The following is a 25,570-nucleotide window of genomic DNA, read 5'->3' on the forward strand; positions in this document are numbered from 1 at the left end:
AAAACACGGATATGCAACCATTAAAGTTAGTTGATATGAAAACACAAAATTGCACATTCGGGGTTATCTTTTACCTCAAGAAGCAGAAAACAACAGCACAGGGAACAGCACCTATCTATGCAAGGGTAACGGTGAACGGCAAACGTACGGAAATATCCGTCAAACGTTCGGTAGCTGTTTTGGGATGGGATGCAAAAAAGGGCTTGGCAAAGGGAAGCCGTGAGGAAACGGCGGAACTTAACCGATTTCTTGCCCGCTTCAAGGCAAAAATCATTGACGCCTACCAAGAACTGGTATTGTCGGGAAATACGGTTGACGGCGCGGTCATCCGTGAACGGGTAACGGGGTCTGCACAGTCGGGGCGGACACTCGGCAGTCTGGAATTGCAACTTAAAAGTGGAGACTTTTTATGCTGCTAATTTCTGTTTTGATCGGTAGAACATTTCCATTTCATTTGGAGTTCTATATCCAATCGCAGAATGTATCCTTTTGGCGTGGTAAAATCCTTCAATGTACCTGAACACCTCTAGCTTTGCAATCTCCCTGTTGACAAATTTATGATGGTATATACATTCTGTTTTTAGTGTTTTGAAAAAGCTTTCAGCTACAGCGTTATCCCAGCAGTTACCTTTACGGCTCATGCTCTGTTTTATATCACTTTTACTTAGCATAAGCTTAAACTCATCACATGCATATTGGATCCCTCTGTCGGAATGAAATATCAGCCCCGGTTTTATTCCCCTATTTTTTATAGCCATTGCCAATGCCTTAACCGTGGTATTACCTGCAGTCATGTCATTACTAAATGACCATCCAACAACTTTCCGATCAGCCAGATCAATAACCGTAGTAAGGTAAGTCCACCCGGAAGCAGTCTTTATATAGGTAATATCACCAACCCATTTTTGGGATAATGCACCCGCTGAAAAATCTCTACCGAGGAGATTTTCCGCTACCCCGTACTTATGGCTGGAATCGGTAGTCACTTTATATTTCCTTCGTATCTTGCTCCTTAAATTCAATTTCTTCATTAAGCGCGCTACATAGGACCTGGATACCTGCTTGTTCTTTTTCTTCAGTTCCTGGGTAATGCGGGGGCTTCCGTATATCTGATGGCTGTTCTCATATTCCTGTTTTATCAGAGCAGACAGTTCCGCGGTCCTTTTCTCCCGCATACTTTGTGGTCTGATAAGCCACTTATAAAATCCGCTGCTGCTAACTTTGATCGTATGGCACATCTTTTCAACTGGAAAGGTATTTATATGTTCACGTATGAACTCGTATTTTCTCAGTCTCCCTTGGAAAAGATGGCCACCGCCTTTTTTAAGATAGCGTTCTCTAATTCTGCATCCCGTAATCTCTTCTTTAGTTCCCTGATTTCTTGCTCCTCAGGACTCAATTTGTCGTTTTTAGGCAATACGGTACCACCATTATATCTGGGATCCATGCGCCATTTACTTAATCTACTGGCATCCATGTCCAGTTCTTTTGCTGCTTCTAATACCGAACCTTTGCTGTAAGAAAGCTCTACTGCCATTTTCTTAAAGGAATCGTCAAATACTCTTTTCATGTGTTAACAAATTTAAATCTATTTCTCAAATCTGTCTCCACTCAAAGGTAGCAACTCCACCTACGTGTGAACGGCACATTGCCATTCAAGAAAATCGGTGGACTGATGTACTACAGGTATGAGGACATCCAAAAGCTGATGGAGGGAGGTGAAGATGGAGAATAGCATCTGCAAAAAGCGGAAACGGGATGAAATGATGGTATCTAGAAACAATGATATAGTTATATATCCAGCTATACCGTTAACCACTTATCTGCTTAGGCAGATAAGTGGTTGTTTCTGTCGGAAAGACCACTGGAAAGACACACTATCCGCCGTCAGTTCTTCAAAGGTAAACCTTTGTCGCCCTGTAGGGAGCAAGTTTATTTTTTTGCAATGCAAAAAACCGTTTCCCCACGCTCCGCCGTGTGGGGAACGGCGGATGCTCCCGATGGTCGCAGTCCGTAAACTTGGGGAGGTTTGCCAATGAAAAAATTGGCAAAAGAAAAAGGCACGGACGGCAAAAAGCGCACACGTGGAAGACCTAAAAAAGCCATCACCCGAAGCGTTTCGCTCGTGGTTAGGATGACCCCAACCGAACGTTTGGCGATTGCAGGGAAAGCGAGAAACGCAGGCATGCGGATAAGCGATTGGTTTCGGCAGTCCGCAAAGGTCTCCGTGATAAAACCGAGGCTGTCAAAAGAAGAAACAGGACACCTGCGCACATTGTCTGGCATGGCAAATAACTTAAACCAGTTGACCAAACTTGCACACAAGGGAGGGCTTGTGTCAATCATGGCGGATCTGCGCAGATTACTGAACGAAGTGGAGCGGTTAATGGAAAGGATTGGTAAGGATGATAGCTAAGGTTATTACGGGCAAGAGTTTTGGCGGTTGCGTTCGTTACCTGTTGGAACGTGAGCAGTCCGCCGTTCTGGATTCGGCAGGTGTTAGGGATTATGACATCAAGGCGATTATTGCCGACCTCAACGCACAGCGCAAGATGCGCCCACAGCTTGGCAATGCCGTTGGGCATACCGTCCTTAGCTGGAGCAACGAGGACAGGGCAAAGCTCACCGTGGAGAAGATGGCGGAACACGCAAGGGAATACATGGAAAAGATGGGCATCATGAATACCCAATACGTGACCGTACTGCATTCAGACAAAAAGCATCCGCACTTGCATATTGTCTACAACCGAGTGGACAACGATGGAAAGACGATAGGCAATTTCAACCATTGGCACAAGAGCCGAAAGATATGCAGGGAGATGACGGAGCGGTACGGTTACCATCTCGGCAAGGGTAAGGCACAGGTAAACAGGCAGGCGTTGCGTGGCAACGACAAACTACGTTATGCCATACACGATGCCATTAAATCCGTCATGGCGAAAGCCACCACATGGAAGCAGGTTGAAACGGTGCTTGCAAGGCAGGGCATTGGCATCCATTACAAGTACCGTAGCGGTACAAATGAAGTGCAGGGCATTTCCTTTGAAAAGGACGGCGTGAAGTTCAAAGGCTCGGCTATTGATAGAAAATACAGTTTCGCCAGTATGGAGAAACAGTTAAGTGAAAATCGAGGAACCGAAATATCACAATCGGTGACCGACAACCGTCCGCTCGCTGAACAGATTAGGGAGATATTGCAACAGCCACAGCAGTCGCACACATACGAACCGCAGGGATGGGGATTGCTCGATGCACTTCTGGACACTTTCACACCACCCGAACCCGAAAGCATGAGCGATGCGGAAAGGCGCAGGCGGAAAAGGAAAAAGCAGGAAGCACAGTCAAGAGGGATAAAACGATAAACAAAAAAGAACATGAACGAACAGGATTTACAGACCACTCTAAAAGACTTACAGGAAGTAATGGTAAGTATGGATGACCGTTTTCAACAAATGGAGAAACATCAATCCGAAACCAAAGACTATTCGGCAGAATTGGCACAAATAAACAAAAAATTGGAACATATCATAAAGGATGAAACGCTTGTCGGACTGAAAGCATCCATCCTAAAACATGTCGAGGCAACGGGTCACCTTGTGACGGCAGTGGATGAACAAAAGAAACTGATAAGTGAAATGCCACAGAAAACAAAGATGACCGTAGAGCATCGCATTACGGGCAGACAGCGACCGTATATTATTACGGGTGCTATCCTGTTACTTGTGTCGGTGCTTTCTCTTTTCGCCAGCATACAGCTTTGGCGGTCAAACTCGGCTCTGCACGACAGCGACATTAAAATCCGAATGGTGAGGTTGTTTTATCCGCAGGTATCATTGGATATAGATTCCATCTATAACAATAATCCCAAACAACTTAAAACTTGGGTGGAGCAGGAGGAAGAAAGGTTACTTGCAATCAGAAAAGCCGAAGAAAGTGCGAGGCAATCCGAGGAACAGGCGGAACGGGCAAAGCAAGAATTGGAACGGCTGAAAGAGCAAAAAAGAAAGTAGTCAATAAACCGTTCTTGTTTTGATGGATTGAGGATATTATATTTGTAGTGCGAATACATAAGGAGCAATCCTAAGAAAACTTTAATGTTTAACAATATGCCTGGCAGAGAGCAGGTGCAAGTCCTGCACATATCAAGTCTTCTTGTGTGTTCGCAGCACTGTCAGGCTACTTACTTAAAATCTTCATAAAGTTATGCGAACACACAAGAAGAAAGTAAGCGAACGACCCGAGGTCAGAAGCTTAAAAATTCAGCCAACCATCAAGTCTAATCGTTGGAGTGAAACCACGGTTCCCGTTATCAGATTAAGAGGGCTATGGCTCGACAGATTGGGATTTTCTCCCAAAAAACGAGTAACAGTCACAACAATGGACAAATTGCTCATTATTCGATTGGACGAATAAAAAGTAATAAAGCCGTCGGTTCAAAACGAATTGACGGCTTTATTATTCTTCTAATTCTGCCTTTTACTTCCCATTGGATAGCAGTCTAAGTAAGGCATAAAATGATTAGATTTGTAAAAGGAATCAATACAGACATTATGAACCTAAATATATCCAATTCACTTATCGAAAGCATTTTTTCTCCCAGTTCTAAAGATTTATATATAGATGTGGCGGATGCTTTATTAGAATCAAATATTGATAAGGAAGTCTTAGAAAACATCCCTATAGTAAGCTCTATTTATAATTTATATAAATCGGCCGTTTCAATTTCAGACAGGATGTTTCTGAAAAAAATATTAAGTTTTCTTTCAGAGCTAGACAAAATTGAAAAAGAGAAAATTTCTTCATTTTATCAAAAAATCAACACGGATGAAAAGTTTAAAAAAAAGGTCGGTGATAAATTGATGTTCATTGTCGACAGATGTGAGGACGATGAGAAATCTAAAATTGTAGCTAAAATTTTTGGTGCATATATTTGTGAGAAGATTAAATATAGTGACTTTTTAAACTTGGCTAGAGCAATCGAATTCCTTTCTCTTGATGATATTGAACATCTTTTGACAAGTAAATATTGGGATTTTAGTGGAGACGCAAATCTTGTTAATGCAGGACTTGTGTGGCAAGAGTTGACTTTGGGAGACGAGCGTGAAGATAATTTACAGTTTGTTATCCATATGCAACTGTCTCAATTGGGAGAAAAGCTAAAGACAATTTTATCCGATAAGAACCCGTATTAAGTAACAGAAATATATGTGAGCATTGGATGAAAAACGAAAAAGTAAACCAAGGTAAATGTGTTTCCTGAAAAAACTATTAAATATATGATTAATGTGAAGATGTCAAACAAGTTACTTTTCTTAATATTCCTTTTTATTATAGCGATAAATAACTCAAAAGCTGACCAAGGAGACCTAGAGAAATTGTATAGAGCGGTTTCCAAAGAATTAAATATCGGTACTTATCAGGACTTCAAAGCGAAAATGCAAACTGTCGATGAGAGAAGACGCTTTTATGATAAGGTCGACCAACTAGGGTATGACTTAGGTCCTTATGAAGTTTATGAACAAAGACTAAAAAGTGTTGGTTCTAATCAATATTCAAAGAGGGATTCTATCAAACTTGCTCGCCAAGCTGTTTATAAGGACATGGTTCAAGAATCAGCGGGTATTTCTTATGATAAATTCATTGAAAACTTATCTAAGGATGAAAACGTAAGACGTTCAGTATACCATGATATGGGATTTGCGGAAGAGAATATAAGCTATGAAAGGTTTCTCAATAAAATGGGGCTTGACTATAAAAGACAATTATGGGAAGACCTAAATAAAAAAGGATTTTACACAAAATCATTTGAAGAATTTGAAAATCAATTCTCTACGCCTGATAAAGTCCAAACTCTTTTTAATAAGCTTGTTGATGGGAATAATAAAAGCATAAGCGATTTTTTCTGAAAAATCTCAATTATGTTAGTCTTATAAACTTAAGTGGATATTCTGGTAATGTTGACCCCTTTCTGGCAATATTGACCCCCTGATTTTTGGTTTACAGGATTGCCTACAAATGGCCTGACAATATTACTTCTTTTTTCTTAGACTTTCACCTGTGTTATGGAAAGCTTTCCATAAAAAAGGCTATGACAACAATATGGATATGTAAAGTCCATTGAAAGGTACATTGATTCACAGAGCATTGCGTTACGGCTTTACATTTGGACTTTACATAATCGTTATTTCTTACCCAGCCCTTTCAGCCAAGTTATCAAGTTACTGTTATCGATCCATTCTCCGGTAACCTGGTTAGGTGTAAGGCATTCCGATGCCTGTTCTATAGCCTCTCTTTTCTGTTTTGAGTCGGCCCTTGCATATATCTCTGTGGTCTGGACCGAGGTATGCCCCAAAAGATCCCTTATCCAAACCAGATTTACACCAGATTGCAACAGGTGGATTGCGCGACTATGCCTTAACTGATGGCAACTGGTAACCTCGGGAATAAGATTAGAATCGTATATACGGGCCATATCTGCATATTTCTTTAAGATATAGGTTATACCGGCTCTGGTGAGTTTATTCCCCGCGCTATTACAAAAGATCGGTCTTTTTATATCAATCTCGTAGTCAACATTGTACCTTTCCATATACTTCTTGAGTATTACGACGACATGCTCAGAAAGCGGTACTATTCTCACTTTTCTTCCTTTTCCATATACCTTGATCGAGTATGGCTGATACTGTATTCGCATTGACTCTACCGTCAGGTCAGCCAGTTCCTGTACCCGACAACCTGTATCATACATCAAAGCAAGGACCGTAAGGTGTCTCAGCCCTTGATAAGATGCACTATCCGGTTGTTCAAGTAGAAGCTTTATTCCTTCTTTTGTAAAGTATACCGGGGTAGGATGTGCTTTTTTCAGATTTCCAATCTTCAGGACTTTTTGCCACTGATCCAGGTATTCGATGCTATCATACTGAAGATATGCTACAAAGGAATGTATCGCTGCCAATCTATTATTGCGCGTCGCAATACTGTTTCCCTGCCGCTCAATCAGCCATCGTAGATATTCAACCACATTATCCCTATTAATATCTGACAAAATCGCATTTTCAATCTTTATCTGTTTCTCATCCCTCAAGAAGGAAAAAAAGGAGACAAAACCATCGCGGTACGCGGATATGGTATTGGGGCTGACGTTTCGCTCGTGCGGAAGATACACACCAAGGAAACCTGTGATATATTTTGCTATGTTATTCGTTGCCATCTTTTTGGGGATATATAAATTCATTGAGGGAAATACACATTTCCAATAGTTCGGGATATTCGTTGCAGGTGAGTCTCACATATTCTTCGGTGGATGTAAGAGACTTGTGTCCCAGACAAGCAGCCAGTAATGGAAGGGCAGTGTACACATCAAGCCCTTTTCTTATCATTTTTGCAAGAGAATGCGTTGCCATGGTGTGTCTTATATCATGCACCCGAGGACCAAAGCATTCACCTTTATATGCAATTCCACATTTCGTATATACCTTTTTGAACCAGTTGTATGCGTTGGCGGAAGACACGGCTGTACCATTCAATTTAATGAAGAATGGACGTTCGCTATCAGTAACGCCTTTTACGGGGAGCATGCTCCTGTAATGTAAATATTTCAGAAGGGCCTCCTTTAAAGAGCTGCATATGGGAACCAGGCGTTCTTCTCCATTTTTAGTATTGCCCCAAGTGCCAACCCTTAATACATTCCTGTCGGGATCCACATCCTTGTTTCGCAGCGAGGTTGCTTCTGTGATTCTTAGGCCTGTACTATATAAAAGTCGAAAAAGACAGGGTAGGGATATAATTGGGTCATCTTTTCGATGGCTTCCTCGCTGAAGCCCGTCAGATTCCCGGAATATGGCCAGCATCTGCTCTTCAGTGAAGATATAGGGTACAAAACCACGATCGTTCGTACATTTTGGCAAAGGCATGATATATGATTTAACCCCGTGCTCATTCATGTATTTCGCCAGTTGGGCCAGACGGGAGCATTTTCCATAGAATGTTCTACTACAATCATTTTCCCTGGACTTTGCCCAGGCACCTATCAGATCTTTCGTGATAACTGGATTTGATAAACCATATATTATGGTGAACTCGTCAAACTCTTTGTAAGTCCATTTGGTTGATAGCACGGTGGACCCACAGGATTCTTTGATCCGGATCAGGGCTTTCATATAAGGAGCCAATACTCCCCGATAGTCAAATGGATCAGTCATAGAACCACCCTCCTCTCTGCGTATAAAAGCAATCGCTGGATTCCGGAACATCTAGTACGCATCCCAGCATATGTGACAGGTCTATCCGGACATAGGTTCTTGTTGTATCTGCTTCGGAGTGACCCAGTGTTTCCGATATAATTGAGATTGGCGTGGATTTGTCCAGCATTCTTTGCGCCAGACTGAATCTCAATGCATGCCCTCCATGATGCCTGTTCCCGAATTCGATTCCAGAAGACTTAAAAACAATTAAGATGGCTCCATGAACCGCTCCTCCATTAAGTGCCCCATATGGAGGACGACAACTTAAAAACACTTTGTCTGACATGGATTTTGGGCGTGCATACCGAACATAGTCGATAATGGCATTACCAACTATAGGTAAAAGTGGAAGTGTCAATGGATTTCCGGTCTTATATTGCACAAGCGTTATTTTATTGGTTTCCCAATTTATGTCGCTAAAACTCAAATTGGCTATATCCGAGACGCGCAGCCCTAGACGGGAGCATAATAATAGCATAGCATAGTTGCGTTTTCCAATATTGCTTGAACGGGAAATCGATGTCTCTATCTTCTGTACTTCATCTGGAGCATAGAACGAAGGGGCCTTTACACGCTTGATTTTTTTACCAAGTGATTTTAGCATATAGGAATAGTCCTTTGCAATTATATTTTCGCGGAAGAGAAATAATAGAAAGCGGCGCGTAGTATCAATATACTCCTTCTGTTGATATTCGCGACTCTCAACATACCTCACTATAGCTTCTTCGGTTATTCCCGAACGATTGTCTATTCCCAGTTCGAGTAGATATTCTATAAAGTTGCTCATTGTTTTTCTGTAACGCTGAAGTGTCTTCTTCTCATTTAAGCCCAGGGATTTCAAGTATTCAAGATACTGAATAGCGGCGGCGCCGATGTCACCCCGTAAGGGATGTTGTACCACATGCTGTCTTCTCCCTCCCAGATTGCTATCCAACAAAACATGGGTCAACACTTCAATACTTTTAATAAGGTCGCGATGATGGAATGTAACGTTGAAACCATCACGGCACGTCAGCATATATTCGTTGCCGACGTTTTCGTCGTAGTCAACCAAGCCTCTTGAGTGCATATAAACAAGGATGCCTTTCTTCCACAACCAATTATAGGTGTAGATACGACTGCCTGAATATCTGGCCTCTTTTAAAAGTTGGTTAGTACGTTCAATAAGATTTTGAATTTCCATAACTTTTACTATTTATGTTGATATATTGTAATATGCAACACTAACGTTATGGAAAGCAATTATGTGTAGTCGTATTAATAATTGGCTATAAATGAATTTTGAGAAGAGATCTGATAATGGACTTTACATATCCATATTGTTGTCATAGCCTTTAAGTTCAATCCGATGGGATGTGTGAACTATCCGGTCCAGAATAGCATCTGATAAAGTATCATCCCCGATCACAGCATGCCAACTGGCCACAGGTAGTTGGCTTGCAATGATCGTTGAACATTTGGCGTGTCTGTCCTCTATGATTTCCATCAGGTCAATTCTTTGCTGTTGGTCGAGGTTTACCAGACCGAAGTCATTATAAGCAGTTCTACCTTGGAAAGTTTCATAAGAAGCTTGTGGATCGATCCATCCAACCTGGCCATTTTTGTTCTCAAAAGCAATTTTTGCATACTGAAGTAAGCGACTCTCTTACCTTGGGCACAAGCCCTGAGCCCCAGAGCAGACGCCATGAAAGATTTTCCGCAGCCTGTTGCACCAACGATAATGATCGGCTCGGCCCTTTCGATATATTGGCCTGTGGCCAAGTCCATCAATTGGATCTTGTCGATCCCCCTGGATGGATCCATATTGATCTCTTCAAGAGAGGCCTGGTAACGGAAGGCTGCATTCTTCTTTAACCTCTCGAACCGCAGTTCGAAGCGACTGTCAGATTCGGCCTGCAGCAACAGGGTAAGTCCTTCTTCCAGAGTTAGTTTTCCGATCTGCCGTGTTTCTTTCATCGCTTTCCATTGACGCTCCATTCCATGGAAGCGGAGCGTGTTCAATTGTTGTTCTACATTCATCTGTTTCTAAGTTTTATAGTTCATTTTTATGAGTAATAGGATGCTCCCCTGATATTTTCATGTTGTGGCAATTGCTTGTTATCCGCCCCCTCTTGCTGTTGCTCCACCATTCCGTTTTCCAATATTCTTTGTAGGAACTTATAGGACAGCATGTCGTTCCTTAAGGCAATTTCACATGCTTTGAAGAATGTTTCCCCATAGCTACGGTGCAGCCTAAAGAGTCCTTCGCACGTTCTGTAGAGTTGTTCCGGATATCGGTCGCTTTGTCCAAAGACCCGAACGACCAGTAAGTGAAAGTCCGGATGGATATCCAGAGCGCGCTTGATATAATAATCTGGCGAACGGGTGCCATACTGCTGGTGCTTGGAAGCAAGGTGTTCGGGATGCGTCGAGTATTTGTTGGCAACAAAACTCCTGCTGTGCAGGGCTACCTGTACGTTCTCAATATAGATGTGGACTAAACGCTCAGTATAGACCACTAGGGCCTGTTTGCCAATATGGACATAAGGAACGCTATAGGAATGCCTGTCCCTTTTGAGATGTACATGTCCATTGGTTCCCACTTTGAGGGTCGTATAATATTTCATCGAAAAGCGGTCCCGAGGAAGTGGTCTGAGACTGGACAGCTCGTTGCTGAGAAACCGTTCCTGACGGCAATAGTTCCTGTCCTGCATTCTGGTCTGGTTCAATCTCTCGATACACTCTCCGATAGCAAGGTTGAGTGAGGGGAGATCAAAAAACTGCCTGTTGCGTAACCGGGCAAATACCTGGGTATAGATGATCTTCACATGGTTCTCTACGGCACTTTTATCCCGGGGCCTGGCAGGCCTTGCAGGCACTACGACCGTATCATAATGGTTTGCCAGATCTTCCATGGACCTGTTGATCTCTGGTTCATACCGATCGGTTCGTATGACGGCTGACTTGAGGTTGTCCGGGACAATCGCTCTGGGGACCCCTCCAAGAAACTGCAGGCAGCAGTCCAGTGCATAGAGAAAATCGGGGGATCGCTGACTGGGAACGGCCATGGCAAAACAATAGTTGGAATATGGCAGGCACGCAACAAATATCTCGCATAAAATGATCTCACCAGTCTCATGGTCGATGTAACCCAGCTTCTTGCCGGAGAAATCGATGAAAAGCTTGTCACCGGGTTCGTGGTCCAGTATCATGCTTCCATCGCGACGTGAGACCAGTAATTGCTTTAGATGGAAACAGAACTGGGCATAGCTATATCCCTGTGGATGAGCTACTAAATACTCTTCCCACAAAAGTCTCCGGTTTACACCTGTATATTCCGTTGATATGGGTTCTTCGTCAATTTTGGTGAAAGTATGTTAAATAATTACACTTTATAAACTAAACCTTTTTTCTTTTCAAACACAATTCCAACCTTTTCGAGCAAGTTATAGACTTGTGCCTTTTGATATGCTAAGCCATATTCTTTATCAATCCATTGAGCCAAAAGAGGGCCTGTCCACTTTACTGATTGATATCCATGATCCGAGGGTTTTTCGTTTATGACCAAGTTTTTGATTCTTTCGAGTTGTTCGTTTGATAAATTGCTCCGTCTACCGCGCCCTTTCTTATCTTTTAATCCTTCAATACCTTCTTTTTCAAATCTATGAACCCAATTTGTTATCTGCTTGAAGCTGATATTATGTAGTTCAGACAACCGTCTGCTCGAATAGCCTAATGCAACAAGATATACCATGTATAGCCTTATACCAACGGTATAAGCATCATTTGCATTTAATAATTTCTTTATCTCTGTTGCGTCTGATCGCTGAATTTGTAAGACTGATTTTCCCACTGTAATTTATTTTTTCTAAACAACAAATATATAAATTATTATGTGTAATTTAATATTATACTTTTAGTTATGATTCCAGAATTTGTACTTCCTCCCAATTTACAGTTAAAAGCTGAAACAACGTACACCTCTCTAGGAGAGCTTTATATTAGTACGTACGCTTATCAAAAACACTCAACATGCCCTATTTGTGGCATTACGAGTGATAGGGTTCATAGTAGATATTTCCGAACTCTTTTAGACCTTCCTGTTTCCGGATATTTAGTAAAAATCAAGCTCAGGGCTAGGAAGTATTTTTGTGATAATTCAGTCTGTCATCGAAAGGTTTTTACTGAACGCTTCGATTGTGAAATCAGGCCATATTATAGAAGAATGATTCGTTCAAATGAACTTCTTTTTAAAATGGGGCTTGAATTGGGAGGAATTAGAGGTTCAGCAATTAGTCGCTATGTTGGACTGCCGGTTAGCTCCTCCACTATGTTAAGAGTGATTCAAGGAGTAGATATACAACCTAAGGCTTTGACATCTGGGGTAATTGGCGTAGATGATTGGGCATTCAAAAAAGGAAGTACCTACGGAACCGTTATTGTGGATTTAGAACGGAAAGAAGTGATAGATTTACTTCCGGATCGTGAATCGGATACGCTGGCAGAGTGGCTGAAGAATCATCCAGAAATAAAAGTAGTATCCAGAGATCGCTATGGCCCATATGCTTTGGGTATAAAAACAGGGGCCCCTGATGCCATTCAGGTAGCCGACCGCTTTCACCTAATTATGAACTTAGGGGAAGCAGCTAAAAAAGTCTTACAATCAAAAGCAAAAGAATTGAAGGAAATATTTAAGCTTTATAATGATCCCAAAAGGAAAGAACCTACATTAACGGAAGTTACCGGGCCTGTTGAAGCAAATTTAGAAGTTCTAGCAACGATTTCTACAGCAAACATTGGTGCACATAAACAATATCTATTCGACAAGGTTAAAGAGCTATATGCCAATGGTATTACGCTGAGACAAATTGCCAGAATTACAAACCTGGATCGAAAAACAGTCGCAAGGTATGTATCCGTGGAAAAACTTGAGAAAAGACAGTCCAGAAACTCCACCAACCTGGAATCCTTCATTAATTATCTTTTGAGCGAAGAGAACCACGGAAAAACATATAGAGAACTACATAACACTATTGTTCAGATGGGATTCAATGGTAAGTATACCCAGTTTTGCCACAAGATGAATGAAGTTTATAATATGCCGGGGCTTAGTAGAATGAAATATAAGCCGCAGGTGGTGGTAGCAAAAACTTGGTCGCCAACCAAATTATCCTTAATGCTCTATAGGGAGTCAAAACACCTTAAGGAAGATGATAAAGAATTTTTAGAATTATTATTTGAAAAGCTTCCTCAAATAAAACAACTGGAGCAGTTGATAAAGGACTTTAAACAATTGTTTCTTATCAAGAAAGACGGAATGTTACAAAAATGGATTCAGGAGGCATCAACATCAGAGTGCGGGCTTAAAAATTTCGCTAAAAACCTTTTAAGGGACTATGAAGCAGTGAATAATGCAGTAGTAAGAACAGTAAGTAACGGCCAGGTTGAGGGACAAGTGAATCGAATAAAAAATATAAAAAGAAAAATGTACGGAAGGGCAGGATTTCAGCTATTGAGGAAAATGATACTTGCAAAATCAGCATAATTCACCAAAATTGACGAAGAACCACTTTGGAGCGGAATGGTGGTGTAGTATGGTTCGGAATATGCAGGCAATAAAACAAAAAGCACAGACAAGACCACTATCCTACTGGGTGCATATGCTCCGGAATCGTTATATTCTCCGTCCCAAAAGCAGGTGTAGCTGTCAAATCTGGGTGCATTTGCTCTGGAATCAACCCTGAGCCGCATCAAGATCCGAAACATGGGTGCATATGCTCCGGAATCAGGCGAACCATCGACCGTATCTAACCAAAACCAGAGGTCCAATCAACCGTTTTGGGTGCATATCTGCCGGAATGTCCGGGATAAACCCCTAATTTCAAGCTGGATCAGATCGCCGATTTTGGGTGCATATGCTCCGGATTATGCATACACCTATTCGTGATAGTTCTTTTTCAAAATAAGGAAGCCTTTCTTTTAGATACTCGAAACGCTCGTCCCGATAGGCGGGGTTCCCCGATCTGAGCATCCGCTCAAGAACTGGATCTTCCAGCTCCAGTATCCTTTCCAGAGATAGATTCAGGTCCGTTACCTTCTTTAGATAGGACTTTACCGTATTCTTGCTGATGGAAAGATGACGGGCTATTGTTTTAATGGGATAATTCTCCCTGTGCAATCGTATTAACTGTTTGATCTGACTCATGGGTCTTGATTTACCGGCCATTGGAATATATCGATTAGGTCTAGCCCAAATAAACCAAAAAACAGAAACCCATGAAAAATGAGTGTATAAGGGGTCAACATCGTCCAGAATAAAATGACCATATCTCGAAAGAGGGGTCAGCTTGCGGTTCTTCCGCACTTTTGGTGGTAATACCATCATATTTGTCTTCAATTAGCGTTCATATTTTAATGAATGCATCAAAACTTGTTTTTTCGGACGATGGTGATAACTTTAGGATTATATCAGTAGATAACCAGCAAGATGTACTGGTAGTTTATGTGCAGAGTACTACCCGAAGTGCTGTCTGCCCAAACTGCTGCATCACTTCGAAAAGAATCCACAGCTATTACACCCGCAAGATCGCAGACCTTCCTGTCTTTGGTAAAACTTCCAGAATTATTCTTCGCTCTCGTAAATTTTATTGTCATCAAGACGAATGTCCGTTCAAAATATTCACCGAGAGGTTCGAGAGTCATTTCAGGCCATATAAACGGAGGACTGAGCGTCTGGAAAGTAAGATCAGACAACTTGGGCTTCTTGCCGGAGGAAGGCCTGCTCAGCGGATTTGTACCATATTGTCGATACCCACTAGCGATACGACTATACTACGGTTGATTGAAAAAAGCGATTTTTCACCAGCAAAAGGTGTAACCGCCATTGGCGTAGACGATTGGGCTTACAAAAAAAGGAAAAGTTACGGTAGTATTTTGGTCAATCTCCACACAGGGAAAGTGATAGATCTATTACCAGACCGTGAACAGGAGACATTGCGTAAATGGCTACAGGAACGTCCAGAGATTGAAGTAATGAGCCGGGATAGATACAGTAACTATCAAAAAGCAATTACTTTGGGTGCTCCCCAATCTATCCAGGTCACCGATCGTTGGCACTTGTTGAAAAATTTAAGTGAGGCGGTACAGAAAGTTTTGATTAGGCATTACAGCAAAGCCACAGCTTTGTTGGCCAATAAGCAGTTGCGGGTTGACGATCAACAAATAGCTGAAAATCAAAGCTCACTATCTGAAAACAGAAGCTCTCCGGATTCAGCTCATGGCGGGATCCGCTTAAAGCGGTTTGAGCAACTGAAGGAATTACAGAAAAAAGGATATTCCATACGTGCCATGGCACGGCATCTGTGCATGCACAGACAAACCGTCAAAAACTATCTGGACATGGAGACCTTGCCCCGGAAATCTCAATGCAAGATTAATCCGCTTGAAAAATTCTTTACGCATATAAAAAAGCGTATGGAGGAAGAGCCGAGCATATTGATCACCACATTGTGGCAGGAGCTCAGAACCCAAGGATATAAGGGAGCCTATTCAACTTTCTCAGAAGGCTTGAAATTCTATGGGATCCGAGTGGGCAAAAAAGCTGGGTTCACTAAAGAATTACCGAATCATGGTGCAGCAACTTTTAAACCATCATCAGCGGCGATATGGTTTCTGTCAGATCAACAAAATCTGTGGGATGACCAACGGAATATCATCCGCGAATTATGCAAATCCTCCAAAGAGCTGAATAAGACTTTTATCCTAGTGCAATCCTTCCGTAAAATAATGGCTGAGAAGTCGGGCGATACAAAATTGAGGGAGTGGATCGAGAAATCAAGCACCTCGGGACTAAAAGAAATAGCATCATTCGCAAAAGGACTGCTCGCCGATTGCCCCGCTGTTGAAAATGCGCTCACCTTACCATGGAGTAATGGTCCCGTGGAAGGAAACGTGAACCGACTGAAAATGATTAAGAGGCAGATGTATGGTAGAGCGGGGTTTGACTTATTGAGGAAACGTGTATTATACGCTCCGTCTTGACCACCAAAAGTGGGGAAGAACCAGCTTACTCCAGAATATCCAATTACTGAAGAAGTTGGGTCCAGGTCCAAATTTCATTTGTTGTGTATTGCGTACAAGCCATTTATATCCTGAGAAGTTTATTATTCTATCTTCAGTTTCGCTCTTTGATATTACTCTTTTCATAGTACATTGGCTCAATGTGAATAATACTATTGACATAAAAAAAAGGGTTACAATATTCTTCTTCACATGCATTACATTCTATTAAACAAAAAATTCATATAGTTATACCCAGCCCGAAACAAGGCAATAACTAATTACTAAAAAAATTATGATATACTGAATCTGGTAATAGTGCACTGTTAGATATCAATTTTTGATTCTTCCTTTTAAAAATATCAAATCGCTCTTTAAGCATGGTTGAAGTAGATTTGCTCATATCACTCTCCTCACTAAGATGGTCATTAATTTTAAAAAGTTGATTATTTGAAATATGATATCCTGCATATACAAAATCTTCTTGTTGAGTTTTACTTTGCATAATTGGGATTCCGTAACCATTAGCAGAGGCACCTACATCTAATCCTTTACCATTCCAGGTTATTTGTAAAGGAGTTTTTAATCCATATTGCGTGCGGTAGTAAGCCATTAACGAGGGGGCTAGATCAAAGTGACTGACTATGTTTTTAAACGATTTGCTTGATTTTATTAACGGTGAATATATAATTAGAGGAACGTGGTATCTATCTAGTTTGTTTTGTAATACAATTTCAGGCATACTATGATCTCCTGTAATGACAAAAATAGTATTTGAAAAATCTGATCTTTTTTGATAGGTGTCAAAGAAAGTTTTTAACGCGTGGTCTATGTTCATTACCGAGGCTAGTTGCTTTTTGTATGAAATAGCCAATTTTGCATTATCTGCACTCAGATTTAGCTCTTTAATTCTAATGTCAACCTGTTTATCAAAATATTCTTGATCATTAATAAGAAATGGGCTGTGGGTTGACAAAGTTAGTACCGTATTCATATAAGGTTTATTTGCATCTAAGGTTGTCTTGAGCACTTTATCTAATACAGCTTGGTCGTCATAACCCCAACTTTCCCCGTTTTGAGCAGGCAATTTTTTATATGGTTCTTCAAAAGATGTCAAATCGATTAAATTATCCACCTTATTGAACTCCATATATTTTTTCATATTATCAAATGAGGCATCTCCTCCGTAAAAAAATCCTGTTTCAAAACCATTGTGTTTAAATATGTTATTAAGATTAAAGTGAAGTGGATATTCGTTTTGTTCTAAAAATCCATTCCGTGAGAAAGGAAGAGAACCTAGAATGGATGGTAATACAGAGAAAGTTCTTCCTGAGGTACTTAGGCAATTCTCCCAGTTAAGAGATTTGTCCCTTAAAGAATGCAGAAATGGTGTAAAATTACCAATGTAACCATTGGGAGAGCTATATGCATTCCCTAGGCCTTCAATGATTAAAAATACTAAATTGGGTGGGCGATCAGCTTTGTTAAAGTAACTTCCTAGAAAGTCTTTTGTTTCTTCTGATCTCAGAAAGGGATACATCCCAAAATCGTTTATGTTTTCTTTATTGCTGTCGTTCCATTTATTGGCCCATTCGAAGTGATCATCCATATAATTCTTAAAATTCGTGTTTAAGAAATATCTCCATTTACTTACTGAGGCGTGCGAATAGAATTCATTTTTATCATCCACATTAAAGGTAAATTTAACGGGTAAAATGACTAATATCAATCCTAAAATAATGAGTATAGCTCCTGCATATGCGTTTTTTAATTTGAATCGACTAATAAAAGTTAATGGAGCAGCGGCAAACAATATAATTAAAAGAAGAAATGCTATATTTTTTAAGTTTAACATTCCACTGCTTTTAATAATGTGTTGAATTTCCTCATAACTGTAAAAGAAAAGGTCAGCGCCTAACAAGTTCTGTGATTCAGTGAAATAAAGGAAAAGAACAACTTGAAAAAGTATGAATATTGAAAAGGTAGATATTATAAATATATTTAAGTAATTAAACCCAATATATACTAACAATACATATACTAAGCTGCATGCTGCTAGAAACTGTAATATAAAAACCAGATTATCAATAAATAAATTGATTGACCTATCCTTTTGCTAAATAATTTAGTTTTCTTATCTTTAGGTGATTAAATTTAGGTATGGTAGGCAATAAAGAAAAAGAGTTGAGTTTGTTCGATTTTCAGTCGCAATTTAGCAGTGATGCTGATTGTTTAGCTTATTTATCGGCTTTGAAATGGCAAGATGGTTACAAATGTAAGAAATGTGGTTACGGGAGTTTTTGCAAGGGAATAAAAGAGCATGACCGTCAGTGCAATCGCTGCCGTTATTTGGAATCTCCTACAGCAGGCACCCTATTCCATAAGGTTAAGTTTCCTTTAGTTAAAGCCTTTTACGCAGTATACTTCATAAGTACAAACAAAAAGGGTATTGCCAGTACCGAGCTTGGCAGGAAGTTAGGGATCAAGCAAAAAGTAGCATGGTTATTCAAACGCAAAGAGATGAAAGCGATGGAGAGCAGCGGTAAATTTCCTTTGCGTGGAGTTGTGGAAGTTGACGAAACATTTGTTGGCGGTCAGGATGAAAATTCCAAAGGACGTAAAAAAGGAAAGAAGAAGCTTGTGGTGGTTGCTATAGAAAAGAAAGGCAACGGAGTTTCGCGCTTTTACGCCAAGGTGATAGACAAAGCCGATGCGATCAACTTAGGTAGCTTCATGAAGCAAAACATAGAGCCACAGGCTAAGGTGACCACCGACAAATGGACAGGTTATAAGCCGATATTGAAAGATTTCGAAAATATGGAGCGTGTCAAATCTGGTAAGAAAGGTGAGAACTTCCCAGAACTACACAGGGTTATCATGACCTTTAAAAGCTGGTTGAGAGGAATGTACCATCACGTTGGAGATCTACAGGAATATATTAATGAATATACCTATCGATTCAACAGAAGTTTTATGAAAGGGAATATTTTTGACAACCTAGTATATCGGATGATCTGCCATAAACCAGAACAATATAATATGATTATTGCTTAAAGGAATAGGTCAATAAATTGAAATATATAGCAGAATAGATTTGTTCTTGAAATTTTGTATTATACCAGTAAGCTTCCAATCCTACATTGGCCATATAAAGAAGCATAAATACAAATGCAATAGGAGTATAATTCCTCAAGGACCAAACAATTGTGGCTTTGATTTTAGACCATGCACTTTCATTTTCCTGAGATTGTTGGAAGCCTTGTCTAGTCATCTCTCCCCAACTGTGCTGTTTTCGGAAATAGTCTTTTAAACCTGAAACTCCAGCCATTACTACTCTTCCATGAAAAAAGAACGGTTCAAGTATGGCCGTACCTATTAATATTAATAAGTCTTTTCTTTTAGTATAAACTTGATGTGACATTAAATCAAGTAGAATCGCATAAATTGAATATAATATTCCTGATGCTACTACTAAAATAAATAAGGTAAAAAAGAAAGGCCAATTGATTATTCCCAATATTAGGAATATAATAAAAATGCAGTATCCTAAAAATTCAACCAAAGGGCCCAGGAACTCAAAAAAGAACCAGTACGGTATACTTACCATACCTAATTTTCCATATTTTGGGTTAAACATAAGTTTACGATGTTTCCATAGTGTTTCTATAGTTCCTCTCATCCAACGGTTACGCTGTTTTTTCAAAATATCAATGGATTCTGGTACTTCAGTCCAACATAGGGGGTCAGATATGTTTAGCACTTTATATTTCAAATTCTGCTCCTCCATATATCGTCTCATTCTTACAACGAGTTCCATATCTTCGCCGACTGTCTTAGGATCATATCCGCCACATTTTAATACTAAATCTTTATCAAAAGCGCCAAATGCACCTGATATTAAAATTAGTCCTGAAGCACGTGACCAGGCCATCCTTCCCAATACAAATGCGCGTATATATTCTAGAGCTTGGAATCTTCCTAACCATTTTTTTGGTAAATTAACTTCAACCACTTTCCCGTTAACAATTTTACAATTGTTAGCTAGACGGATTACACCTCCACATGCTATGACCCGCTCGTCAGTTTGGTCCATAAAGGGTTTAGCCAATTTTAACAGTGCATCTTGTTCTAATATACAATCAACGTCAATGCATACAATATATTTACCTTTTGATACATTAATTCCAACGTTTAGTGCATCAGCTTTTCCACCATTGTGTTTATCAACAACTATAAGTTTTTTGAATGCAGGATTTTTACTTTTGTATATGCCTTTAATCTCCTTAGTAGGTATAACTTCCACTAAATCAAAGTTTACGAGCTCTAGGTTGTAAGCTTGTACTAATTTTTCGATGGAATCATCTTTACTGCCATCATTTACTATTATTATTTCTAAATTGTTGTAATATAGCGAGAGCAATGACCTTACATTATCGACAATTGTCATACCTTCATTGTAGGCTGGTGCAATTATGCTAAAAGCAGGTGCATTTGGGTTAGTAGCAATTAGTTTATAGTCTGTATATTGGTTAAGATCTGTATATGTCCTGAGTGCTCCAAAGGCATAAATCCCTACCCATGAGTATATCAAAAATATCATTGTAGAGTATATGAGAAATAACCATACTACAATTTCATATATAATATGCGAAAAATCAATCATAATTGTTTAGATAAGGCATTTTGCAAAACTTTACGTAGTTTAGGGTCAATGCTGCTATCGTTAGATTTTAGTTGTAAATAATCGTATTCTTTATACTTTTTAAGTAGGTTCACTGTTTCTATTTGGATATATATATCATATTCATTTTCTAATATAGTTTTAAGAAAAGAATTATGATTTCTATTTCCTGCACGGTCAATAAATTTTAAAATTTCAACTTTTACCAAATCCTCTTGCTGGTTAAAGCAATCAAGCAAAAAACCTAATGTGTCAGTACTTTCAATAGTTTGAAGCGTTTTAATAGAATTAATTCGAATGTCTACTGATTGGTGGCTAAGTAAACGAGCAACATTATCATGTAATGTGTGAATTCTAAATTTTCGTATTAAGGATAGTGCAAAACTTATTACAGATAAATTTAAGCTTTCAAGCCAAAGAGCAATTGAATCATAATCTGGTTCTGATACAGTTTTAATAGCTTGGTTCAGGCGCATCTGTTGCCATTGAGATAATGGTTTGTCTAAAGTATCTAAAAATTTAAGTCCCTTAAAACCATTAAAACGAACAACACTATATTGCGCCTCGGAGTACACATATGGATTCTTATGATTTAAATGGTGAGTAATTTTATTTATTGCATCAGGGATATTCATAGCAGTCATTACTTGTATACCTCTTACATTTTGATAAATATTATTACTCTGTAATTTGCTCCAAGCTAAATCATCTAAATGAAACATATAAAATATTTCTTTTAATATTTTATGGGCATCTCCAACAAATCTTTGATCAGATTCAATTAATACAGAAATAAAAATTTTTTTAAAATTTTTATTTCTTGATAACGCTTTAAATTTTTCATCTGTTTGTATTTCGTTAATCCCATTAAAAATAGAGTAGCTAATCTTATCTTCAATAATGCGTTTCCATTGCTGTGCATTATGGATAAGCTGAAAATTTTTATACCCGTAGATGAGCACTGCTATTATTAGTAATAGTACAAATAGTAGCAACGCAGTCAATGCGAGTGTAAGATTGTGTAGTTGAATTTTAAGAAATATCATTTTATTTCAAACGTAGTAATCTCTTTATTCTTAATACGAGCTCATTTGGATTAAATGGTTTTACCATAAAATCAGCTGCACCTAACAAAAAGGCTTCTTCCACAACATCTTCTTGACCTAAAGAAGATAATACAATTACATTAGTATATAAATTATGCTCCTGAATTGCGGAAAGAATTTCAATTCCAGAGGCAAACGGCATCATAATATCTGTTACAATTAAATCTGGTTTAGCCTCTAATATTTGATCTATCGCCTCTTTACCATTTCTACATAAAATGACTTCATACCCTTCATTTTTCAATTTATGTTCGATAGTTCTTAAAATTAATTCGTCGTCTTCTGCTAATAAAATTTTCATTATTTTAATATTTTATAGATCCTCAAGTTTTTTTAAACTTGTATTTATTTCTGTTATAATGTCATTATAATCAACATCTTTCAAAGTGTTTAAGAGGATAAGATCTTCGTATTTTGATACCTTATTCGCTAATTTATTCATTCCAATCGTTGATGCCGAACCTTTAAGTTTGTGAAGTATATGTCTTAACTCTTCTACGTTGTTGTCTTTTTCACAATCCTTTAATGTTTCTATGGTCTTATTTAATTCAGTAACTATCAAGTCCATAAAGAAGATCTTAAAATCATCATCTCCAATAAAATTTTGACATTTCAGATACTGTAATTGGTTGTTATCAATCTGGGTCCGCATTAATAATTCCGAAAAACCAATTATACCGTTAAGCGGTGTGCGAATTTCATGACTCATATTCGCTAGAAATTCTGATTTTGCATTATTAGCTAATTCAGCCACTTTTCTAGCTTCTACTAATTCTTTATTAATTTTTATATAAGAGGAAATATTTTGAGCAAATATTATAATACCTCCTACAATGTTTTTAGATATATACCATGGTCTAACTTCCCAATTTAAGTGTTTTGGTTCTTCGTCTTCTCTAAATTGAATACGTTCGTTAGAATTTTTGTAAGTAATGCCTTTTAGGGCATTTAAATATATATTTTTTCGTTCTTCAGGTAGATTTGGAAAAAGTGAAAACAGATTCTTATCCTTAATTCTTTTCAAGTTAATTCCAAATTCCTTATGCCACTCATTACTGTAGAATAAGAAATCAAAATTATGGTTAAACATTGCTACAGATGCAGGAACAAACTTCACAAATGTGCGCAACATAGCTTCTTTTTTTTCTATTTCTAAATAGAGTCTTTTACTTTTATCAATGTTCTGAATAATGCCATATATACGGGAACATTTACCATTTTTACATTCAGGTATACCTTTAAGACGAATCCAGATCGATTCCGATTTTTTTTGTTTTAGTTTTAATTCGATATCAAAACCCTGTATTGATTCAATGGCGTGGTTTAATGCTTTTCGAAGTGTTGATTTAGACTCTTCATCAAAATGATTTTCCCACTGTAGTAAGTTGGAAATTGAATCTTTTTGAAGGTTAAAAATACTCTCAGCGGAATCGGAAAATTGAATTTTTTCATTTTCCATATTGATTTTCCATCCTCCAACTTGAGCTACAGCATTCGTTTGTTCTAATAACTCTTTAGTGCGTCTCAATTCAAGTTCAAGCTTTCTCTGCTCGGTAATATTAAAGGAAGTACTCGCTACATATGGAGAGTCTTCAGTATCCTTTTCTAAGGTGTTGTGGTATAGAAAGTAAAGCTTATCCCCGGACTTTGATACAAAGGAAATTATTCCGGAGGTTTGATTTTTTTGCGTAATATTTTTTAGATATGCATCTAAGTACTCCTTTCTATCCTCTGGTATAAAGTCTATAATGTTTTTTCCAATAACATCTTGGACATTATACCCAAGGAGTTGACATCCTTTTTCATTAATTTTAATGATGTTTCCTTCTAGGTCATGTAAACATGTAAGGCCAATACTGTTTTCAAAAAAATTTCTGAACTTACGCTCTGAGGTTTCAAGTTTTTTTCGTTCTTCACTTTCTTCCGTTATGTCTCTGCCGAAGACAAAGAACTCCTTAAATTTGCTGTTATATTTAAAAGCCCATTCTATTTGTAATATCTTATTATCTATAATACTAATAGATTGTTTGCTGCTTTTGCCGTTTTTAATACTATTAGATATAGCTTGGTTTATTTTTTCGCTGTCGCTATTTATCACATCAACGAAATTTTTAAAACTATTACTGGGCCTGTAAGCCGTCAAAAATAATTTATGAAATACTGGATTTGCTTGTTTAATATTTAAATCATAATCCAGAACGCAAATCATATTTTGCGTTTGTTCATACATATTTTTATAATACCCAGATTCTAGATCTTTTTTCTTTCGAGTATAAAGCTGGCTGACGGCCTTTGCTAAAAGGTGTAAAGATGATATCTGATCTTCGGTAAGATTTTTAGGTTTATAGTCGATAACGCAAATTGTTCCTAGTACAATATCGTCTTCATCTATTATTGGAACTCCAGCATAAAACTTAATTCCAGCGGCATTAATTAGGGGGTTATTCGCTGTTCTGGGATCTTTTGCAGTGTCTGTAATTATAAGAGCATTTTTGCTCATTATTGTATATTGACATACAGTATTTTGTCTTTCAACTGTGTCTATTTCTAATCCAATACAACTTTGTATACGTTGAACATCGTCTTCCATCAGCGCAATCAATGAAACAGCGCATCCTGTGATTAATGTTGCTGACTGAGCGAAGATATCAAATTCTGCATCTTTACCTAATCCTAACAGTTCGTAATCACGAAGTCGGCTAATTCTATCAATTTCATTATGAGGAATAGGAAACATTTTCATAATAAAGCTATATTTTAATTAGACAATACTTTAGGCGTGTTTTAAAATATTCTACTAAAGCCAATACTTAAATCATACTGATTACCTTTCTCTAAAGGTTTATATTCTTGATTAAAGTATGTAGCCGATATATTTATCAAGTTTCTTTTTTGGATGGAGAAATTATAGTTAGCGCCTATTTTATACGTTTTTAATTTGAAGGAATCTTCAATGAATAAATTGTTTCTATTTTCTTCAGGACTAATTCCGGTACCAACTTGAACACCAAAATAATCGTTGGCACCTTTTAAATAATAGCGTACAGTTCCCGTATAAGAGTGTGAAATGTTTTCGCTATCGGGTGAAAGGTAGGTTCTTAGGTTAAACCATAAATTTTGGTAATATTTTCCTATAGATGCTGTATATAGCCATATATTGTTTGAAAAATACAATTGTCGGTATCCTATTTCACCCTCAAAGCTTTGAGGTAAGTTGGCGTATAGGGAAACACCAGTTCTATATTTTGGAAATATTCCAACATTTTCAGAATAGCCAGCGCCGAGGTATAAATAGAAAATTTTGTTGATTCTAGGGTAAGCTTCTATTTCAAACTGCAAGCCGTTATCAGCAAATTTATTAGCGTAATTTGCCTTAAATAATATTGATCCAAAGGATGTAGCTCTCTTATAGCCAACTCCTAGGATATGCCAGTTGTCCTCAAATTGTTTATCAAAGTGCGTGAAATCATAGTTAATGTCTATTTCGGAGATGCTGGTTCTTC

At 38.5% G+C, this 25,570-nt stretch carries 23 protein-coding genes and 1 pseudogene; 10 read left to right on the forward strand and 14 right to left on the reverse strand.

Features of this window, described 5'->3' with window-relative positions; all coding sequences use genetic code 11:
• Window positions 1-35: 35 nt before the first annotated feature.
• Window positions 36-419: an Arm DNA-binding domain-containing protein gene (locus tag AACH28_RS19970; protein ID WP_341831305.1), complete on the forward strand. Its 384-nt coding sequence runs from the start codon at window positions 36-38 to the stop codon at window positions 417-419.
• On the opposite strand, the gene AACH28_RS19975 is transcribed toward AACH28_RS19970, so the two are convergent.
• Window positions 408-1,570 (reverse strand): IS3 family transposase gene (locus AACH28_RS19975; protein ID WP_140938745.1). Its coding sequence is split into 2 segments (ribosomal slippage): window positions 408-1,333 and window positions 1,333-1,570, totalling 1,164 coding nucleotides; the frame shifts between segments, so codons are not numbered across the junction. The two genes, AACH28_RS19970 and AACH28_RS19975, sit on opposite strands and share 12 nt — an antisense overlap.
• Before the next feature lie 465 nt (window positions 1,571-2,035).
• Here AACH28_RS19975 and AACH28_RS19985 point away from each other — a divergent pair.
• The 6 genes from AACH28_RS19985 to AACH28_RS20010 all read left to right on the forward strand — a co-directional run bounded on the left by AACH28_RS19985 (window position 2,036) and on the right by AACH28_RS20010 (window position 5,906).
• Entirely contained in the window at window positions 2,036-2,416 is a 381-nt protein-coding gene (locus AACH28_RS19985) for a MobC family plasmid mobilization relaxosome protein (protein WP_407073623.1), read from the forward strand.
• Window positions 2,406-3,362: a relaxase/mobilization nuclease domain-containing protein gene (locus AACH28_RS19990; protein WP_341831307.1), complete on the forward strand. Its 957-nt coding sequence runs from the start codon at window positions 2,406-2,408 to the stop codon at window positions 3,360-3,362. The genes AACH28_RS19985 and AACH28_RS19990 overlap by 11 nt, the downstream gene beginning before the upstream one ends.
• Before the next feature lie 12 nt (window positions 3,363-3,374).
• Complete coding sequence (locus AACH28_RS19995) at window positions 3,375-4,010, forward strand: hypothetical protein (RefSeq protein WP_341831308.1); 636 nt, start codon at window positions 3,375-3,377, stop codon at window positions 4,008-4,010.
• A gap of 193 nt (window positions 4,011-4,203) precedes the next feature.
• Window positions 4,204-4,413, forward strand: coding sequence for a SymE family type I addiction module toxin (locus AACH28_RS20000; protein ID WP_341831309.1), 210 nt, complete (start codon window positions 4,204-4,206; stop codon window positions 4,411-4,413).
• Window positions 4,414-4,514: 101 nt separating this feature from the next.
• Window positions 4,515-5,192 (forward strand): hypothetical protein, encoded by a 678-nt coding sequence (locus tag AACH28_RS20005; protein ID WP_341831310.1) that lies wholly within the window; start codon window positions 4,515-4,517, stop codon window positions 5,190-5,192.
• A gap of 84 nt (window positions 5,193-5,276) precedes the next feature.
• Window positions 5,277-5,906 (forward strand): hypothetical protein, encoded by a 630-nt coding sequence (locus AACH28_RS20010; RefSeq protein WP_341831311.1) that lies wholly within the window; start codon window positions 5,277-5,279, stop codon window positions 5,904-5,906.
• Window positions 5,907-6,181: 275 nt separating this feature from the next.
• Here AACH28_RS20010 and AACH28_RS20015 read toward each other — a convergent pair whose 3' ends face one another.
• The 6 genes and pseudogenes from AACH28_RS20015 to AACH28_RS20040 all read right to left on the reverse strand — a co-directional run bounded on the left by AACH28_RS20015 (window position 6,182) and on the right by AACH28_RS20040 (window position 12,075).
• On the reverse strand, window positions 6,182-7,210 hold the full coding sequence (locus AACH28_RS20015; RefSeq protein WP_070568781.1) for a tyrosine-type recombinase/integrase: 1,029 nt from the start codon (window positions 7,208-7,210) through the stop codon (window positions 6,182-6,184).
• A complete protein-coding gene (locus tag AACH28_RS20020; protein ID WP_070568342.1) occupies window positions 7,197-8,201 on the reverse strand; it encodes a tyrosine-type recombinase/integrase in 1,005 nt (334 codons plus the stop codon). Before AACH28_RS20020 ends, AACH28_RS20015 begins: the two co-directional genes overlap by 14 nt.
• Window positions 8,194-9,426: a tyrosine-type recombinase/integrase gene (locus AACH28_RS20025; protein WP_312339883.1), complete on the reverse strand. Its 1,233-nt coding sequence runs from the start codon at window positions 9,424-9,426 to the stop codon at window positions 8,194-8,196. The genes AACH28_RS20020 and AACH28_RS20025 overlap by 8 nt, the downstream gene beginning before the upstream one ends.
• Window positions 9,427-9,549: 123 nt before the next feature.
• Window positions 9,550-10,262 (reverse strand): annotated as a pseudogene (istB, locus tag AACH28_RS20030) (IS21-like element helper ATPase IstB).
• Between the two features lie 26 nt (window positions 10,263-10,288).
• Window positions 10,289-11,584 carry an IS21 family transposase gene (gene istA / locus AACH28_RS20035; RefSeq protein WP_341833131.1) on the reverse strand — a complete coding sequence of 432 codons (1,296 nt, stop codon included), beginning with the start codon at window positions 11,582-11,584 and terminating at the stop codon, window positions 10,289-10,291.
• A gap of 23 nt (window positions 11,585-11,607) precedes the next feature.
• Entirely contained in the window at window positions 11,608-12,075 is a 468-nt protein-coding gene (locus tag AACH28_RS20040) for a helix-turn-helix domain-containing protein (protein WP_341831312.1), read from the reverse strand.
• 69 nt (window positions 12,076-12,144) lie between these two features.
• Here AACH28_RS20040 and AACH28_RS20045 point away from each other — a divergent pair, with 69 nt between their 5' ends.
• Window positions 12,145-13,767 (forward strand): ISL3 family transposase, encoded by a 1,623-nt coding sequence (locus tag AACH28_RS20045; protein ID WP_341831313.1) that lies wholly within the window; start codon window positions 12,145-12,147, stop codon window positions 13,765-13,767.
• 336 nt (window positions 13,768-14,103) lie between these two features.
• Here AACH28_RS20045 and AACH28_RS20050 read toward each other — a convergent pair whose 3' ends face one another.
• The gene (locus AACH28_RS20050) at window positions 14,104-14,607 is read right to left on the reverse strand and encodes a helix-turn-helix domain-containing protein (RefSeq protein ID WP_341831314.1); all 504 of its coding nucleotides are present in this window, start codon (window positions 14,605-14,607) and stop codon (window positions 14,104-14,106) included.
• 29 nt (window positions 14,608-14,636) lie between these two features.
• Between AACH28_RS20050 and AACH28_RS20055 the strand changes: the two genes are divergently transcribed.
• Window positions 14,637-16,262 (forward strand): ISL3 family transposase, encoded by a 1,626-nt coding sequence (locus tag AACH28_RS20055; RefSeq protein WP_341833120.1) that lies wholly within the window; start codon window positions 14,637-14,639, stop codon window positions 16,260-16,262.
• Window positions 16,263-16,557: 295 nt separating this feature from the next.
• On the opposite strand, the gene AACH28_RS20060 is transcribed toward AACH28_RS20055, so the two are convergent.
• The gene (locus tag AACH28_RS20060; protein WP_341831315.1) at window positions 16,558-18,135 is read right to left on the reverse strand and encodes an LTA synthase family protein; all 1,578 of its coding nucleotides are present in this window, start codon (window positions 18,133-18,135) and stop codon (window positions 16,558-16,560) included.
• Between the two features lie 305 nt (window positions 18,136-18,440).
• On the opposite strand from AACH28_RS20060, the gene AACH28_RS20065 reads away from it, so the two are divergent.
• Entirely contained in the window at window positions 18,441-19,334 is an 894-nt protein-coding gene (locus tag AACH28_RS20065; protein ID WP_341831316.1) for an IS1595 family transposase, read from the forward strand.
• Here AACH28_RS20065 and AACH28_RS20070 read toward each other — a convergent pair.
• Genes AACH28_RS20070 through AACH28_RS20090 form a run of 5 tightly spaced genes read right to left on the reverse strand, consistent with a single transcriptional unit; the run spans window position 19,324 to window position 25,559 of the window.
• Window positions 19,324-20,943 (reverse strand): glycosyltransferase, encoded by a 1,620-nt coding sequence (locus AACH28_RS20070; protein ID WP_341831317.1) that lies wholly within the window; start codon window positions 20,941-20,943, stop codon window positions 19,324-19,326. The genes AACH28_RS20065 and AACH28_RS20070 overlap by 11 nt on opposite strands.
• Window positions 20,940-22,007 carry a hypothetical protein gene (locus AACH28_RS20075; protein WP_341831318.1) on the reverse strand — a complete coding sequence of 356 codons (1,068 nt, stop codon included), beginning with the start codon at window positions 22,005-22,007 and terminating at the stop codon, window positions 20,940-20,942. Before AACH28_RS20075 ends, AACH28_RS20070 begins: the two co-directional genes overlap by 4 nt.
• 1 nt (window position 22,008) lies before the next feature.
• Window positions 22,009-22,368: a response regulator gene (locus AACH28_RS20080; protein ID WP_341831319.1), complete on the reverse strand. Its 360-nt coding sequence runs from the start codon at window positions 22,366-22,368 to the stop codon at window positions 22,009-22,011.
• Window positions 22,369-22,380: 12 nt separating this feature from the next.
• Window positions 22,381-24,810: a PAS domain S-box protein gene (locus tag AACH28_RS20085; protein ID WP_341831320.1), complete on the reverse strand. Its 2,430-nt coding sequence runs from the start codon at window positions 24,808-24,810 to the stop codon at window positions 22,381-22,383.
• A gap of 41 nt (window positions 24,811-24,851) precedes the next feature.
• Window positions 24,852-25,559 carry a YaiO family outer membrane beta-barrel protein gene (locus AACH28_RS20090; RefSeq protein ID WP_341833132.1) on the reverse strand — a complete coding sequence of 236 codons (708 nt, stop codon included), beginning with the start codon at window positions 25,557-25,559 and terminating at the stop codon, window positions 24,852-24,854.
• Window positions 25,560-25,570: the final 11 nt, after the last annotated feature.

This window comes from Sphingobacterium thalpophilum, from assembly GCF_038396785.1.
GTDB classification, from domain to species: domain Bacteria; phylum Bacteroidota; class Bacteroidia; order Sphingobacteriales; family Sphingobacteriaceae; genus Sphingobacterium; species Sphingobacterium thalpophilum_A.

Excerpts from the sequence above, each read along its gene's own strand:
- AACH28_RS20025 (WP_312339883.1), bottom strand. The coding sequence starts at position 9,426 with ATGGAAATTCAAAATCTTATTGAACGTACTAACCAACTTTTAAAAGAG.
- AACH28_RS19970 (WP_341831305.1), top strand. The coding sequence starts at position 36 with ATGAAAACACAAAATTGCACATTCGGGGTTATCTTTTACCTCAAGAAG.
- AACH28_RS20085 (WP_341831320.1), bottom strand. The coding sequence starts at position 24,810 with ATGAAAATGTTTCCTATTCCTCATAATGAAATTGATAGAATTAGCCGA.
- AACH28_RS20075 (WP_341831318.1), bottom strand. The coding sequence starts at position 22,007 with ATGATATTTCTTAAAATTCAACTACACAATCTTACACTCGCATTGACT.
- AACH28_RS20015 (WP_070568781.1), bottom strand. The coding sequence starts at position 7,210 with ATGGCAACGAATAACATAGCAAAATATATCACAGGTTTCCTTGGTGTG.
- AACH28_RS20065 (WP_341831316.1), top strand. The coding sequence starts at position 18,441 with ATGGTAGGCAATAAAGAAAAAGAGTTGAGTTTGTTCGATTTTCAGTCG.
- AACH28_RS20070 (WP_341831317.1), bottom strand. The coding sequence starts at position 20,943 with ATGATTGATTTTTCGCATATTATATATGAAATTGTAGTATGGTTATTT.
- AACH28_RS19985 (WP_407073623.1), top strand. The coding sequence starts at position 2,036 with ATGAAAAAATTGGCAAAAGAAAAAGGCACGGACGGCAAAAAGCGCACA.
- AACH28_RS19990 (WP_341831307.1), top strand. The coding sequence starts at position 2,406 with ATGATAGCTAAGGTTATTACGGGCAAGAGTTTTGGCGGTTGCGTTCGT.
- AACH28_RS20010 (WP_341831311.1), top strand. The coding sequence starts at position 5,277 with ATGATTAATGTGAAGATGTCAAACAAGTTACTTTTCTTAATATTCCTT.
- AACH28_RS20055 (WP_341833120.1), top strand. The coding sequence starts at position 14,637 with ATGAATGCATCAAAACTTGTTTTTTCGGACGATGGTGATAACTTTAGG.
- AACH28_RS20020 (WP_070568342.1), bottom strand. The coding sequence starts at position 8,201 with ATGACTGATCCATTTGACTATCGGGGAGTATTGGCTCCTTATATGAAA.
- AACH28_RS20080 (WP_341831319.1), bottom strand. The coding sequence starts at position 22,368 with ATGAAAATTTTATTAGCAGAAGACGACGAATTAATTTTAAGAACTATC.
- AACH28_RS20050 (WP_341831314.1), bottom strand. The coding sequence starts at position 14,607 with ATGATGGTATTACCACCAAAAGTGCGGAAGAACCGCAAGCTGACCCCT.
- AACH28_RS20060 (WP_341831315.1), bottom strand. The coding sequence starts at position 18,135 with ATGTTAAACTTAAAAAATATAGCATTTCTTCTTTTAATTATATTGTTT.
- AACH28_RS20045 (WP_341831313.1), top strand. The coding sequence starts at position 12,145 with ATGATTCCAGAATTTGTACTTCCTCCCAATTTACAGTTAAAAGCTGAA.
- AACH28_RS20000 (WP_341831309.1), top strand. The coding sequence starts at position 4,204 with ATGCGAACACACAAGAAGAAAGTAAGCGAACGACCCGAGGTCAGAAGC.
- AACH28_RS20005 (WP_341831310.1), top strand. The coding sequence starts at position 4,515 with ATGATTAGATTTGTAAAAGGAATCAATACAGACATTATGAACCTAAAT.
- AACH28_RS19995 (WP_341831308.1), top strand. The coding sequence starts at position 3,375 with ATGAACGAACAGGATTTACAGACCACTCTAAAAGACTTACAGGAAGTA.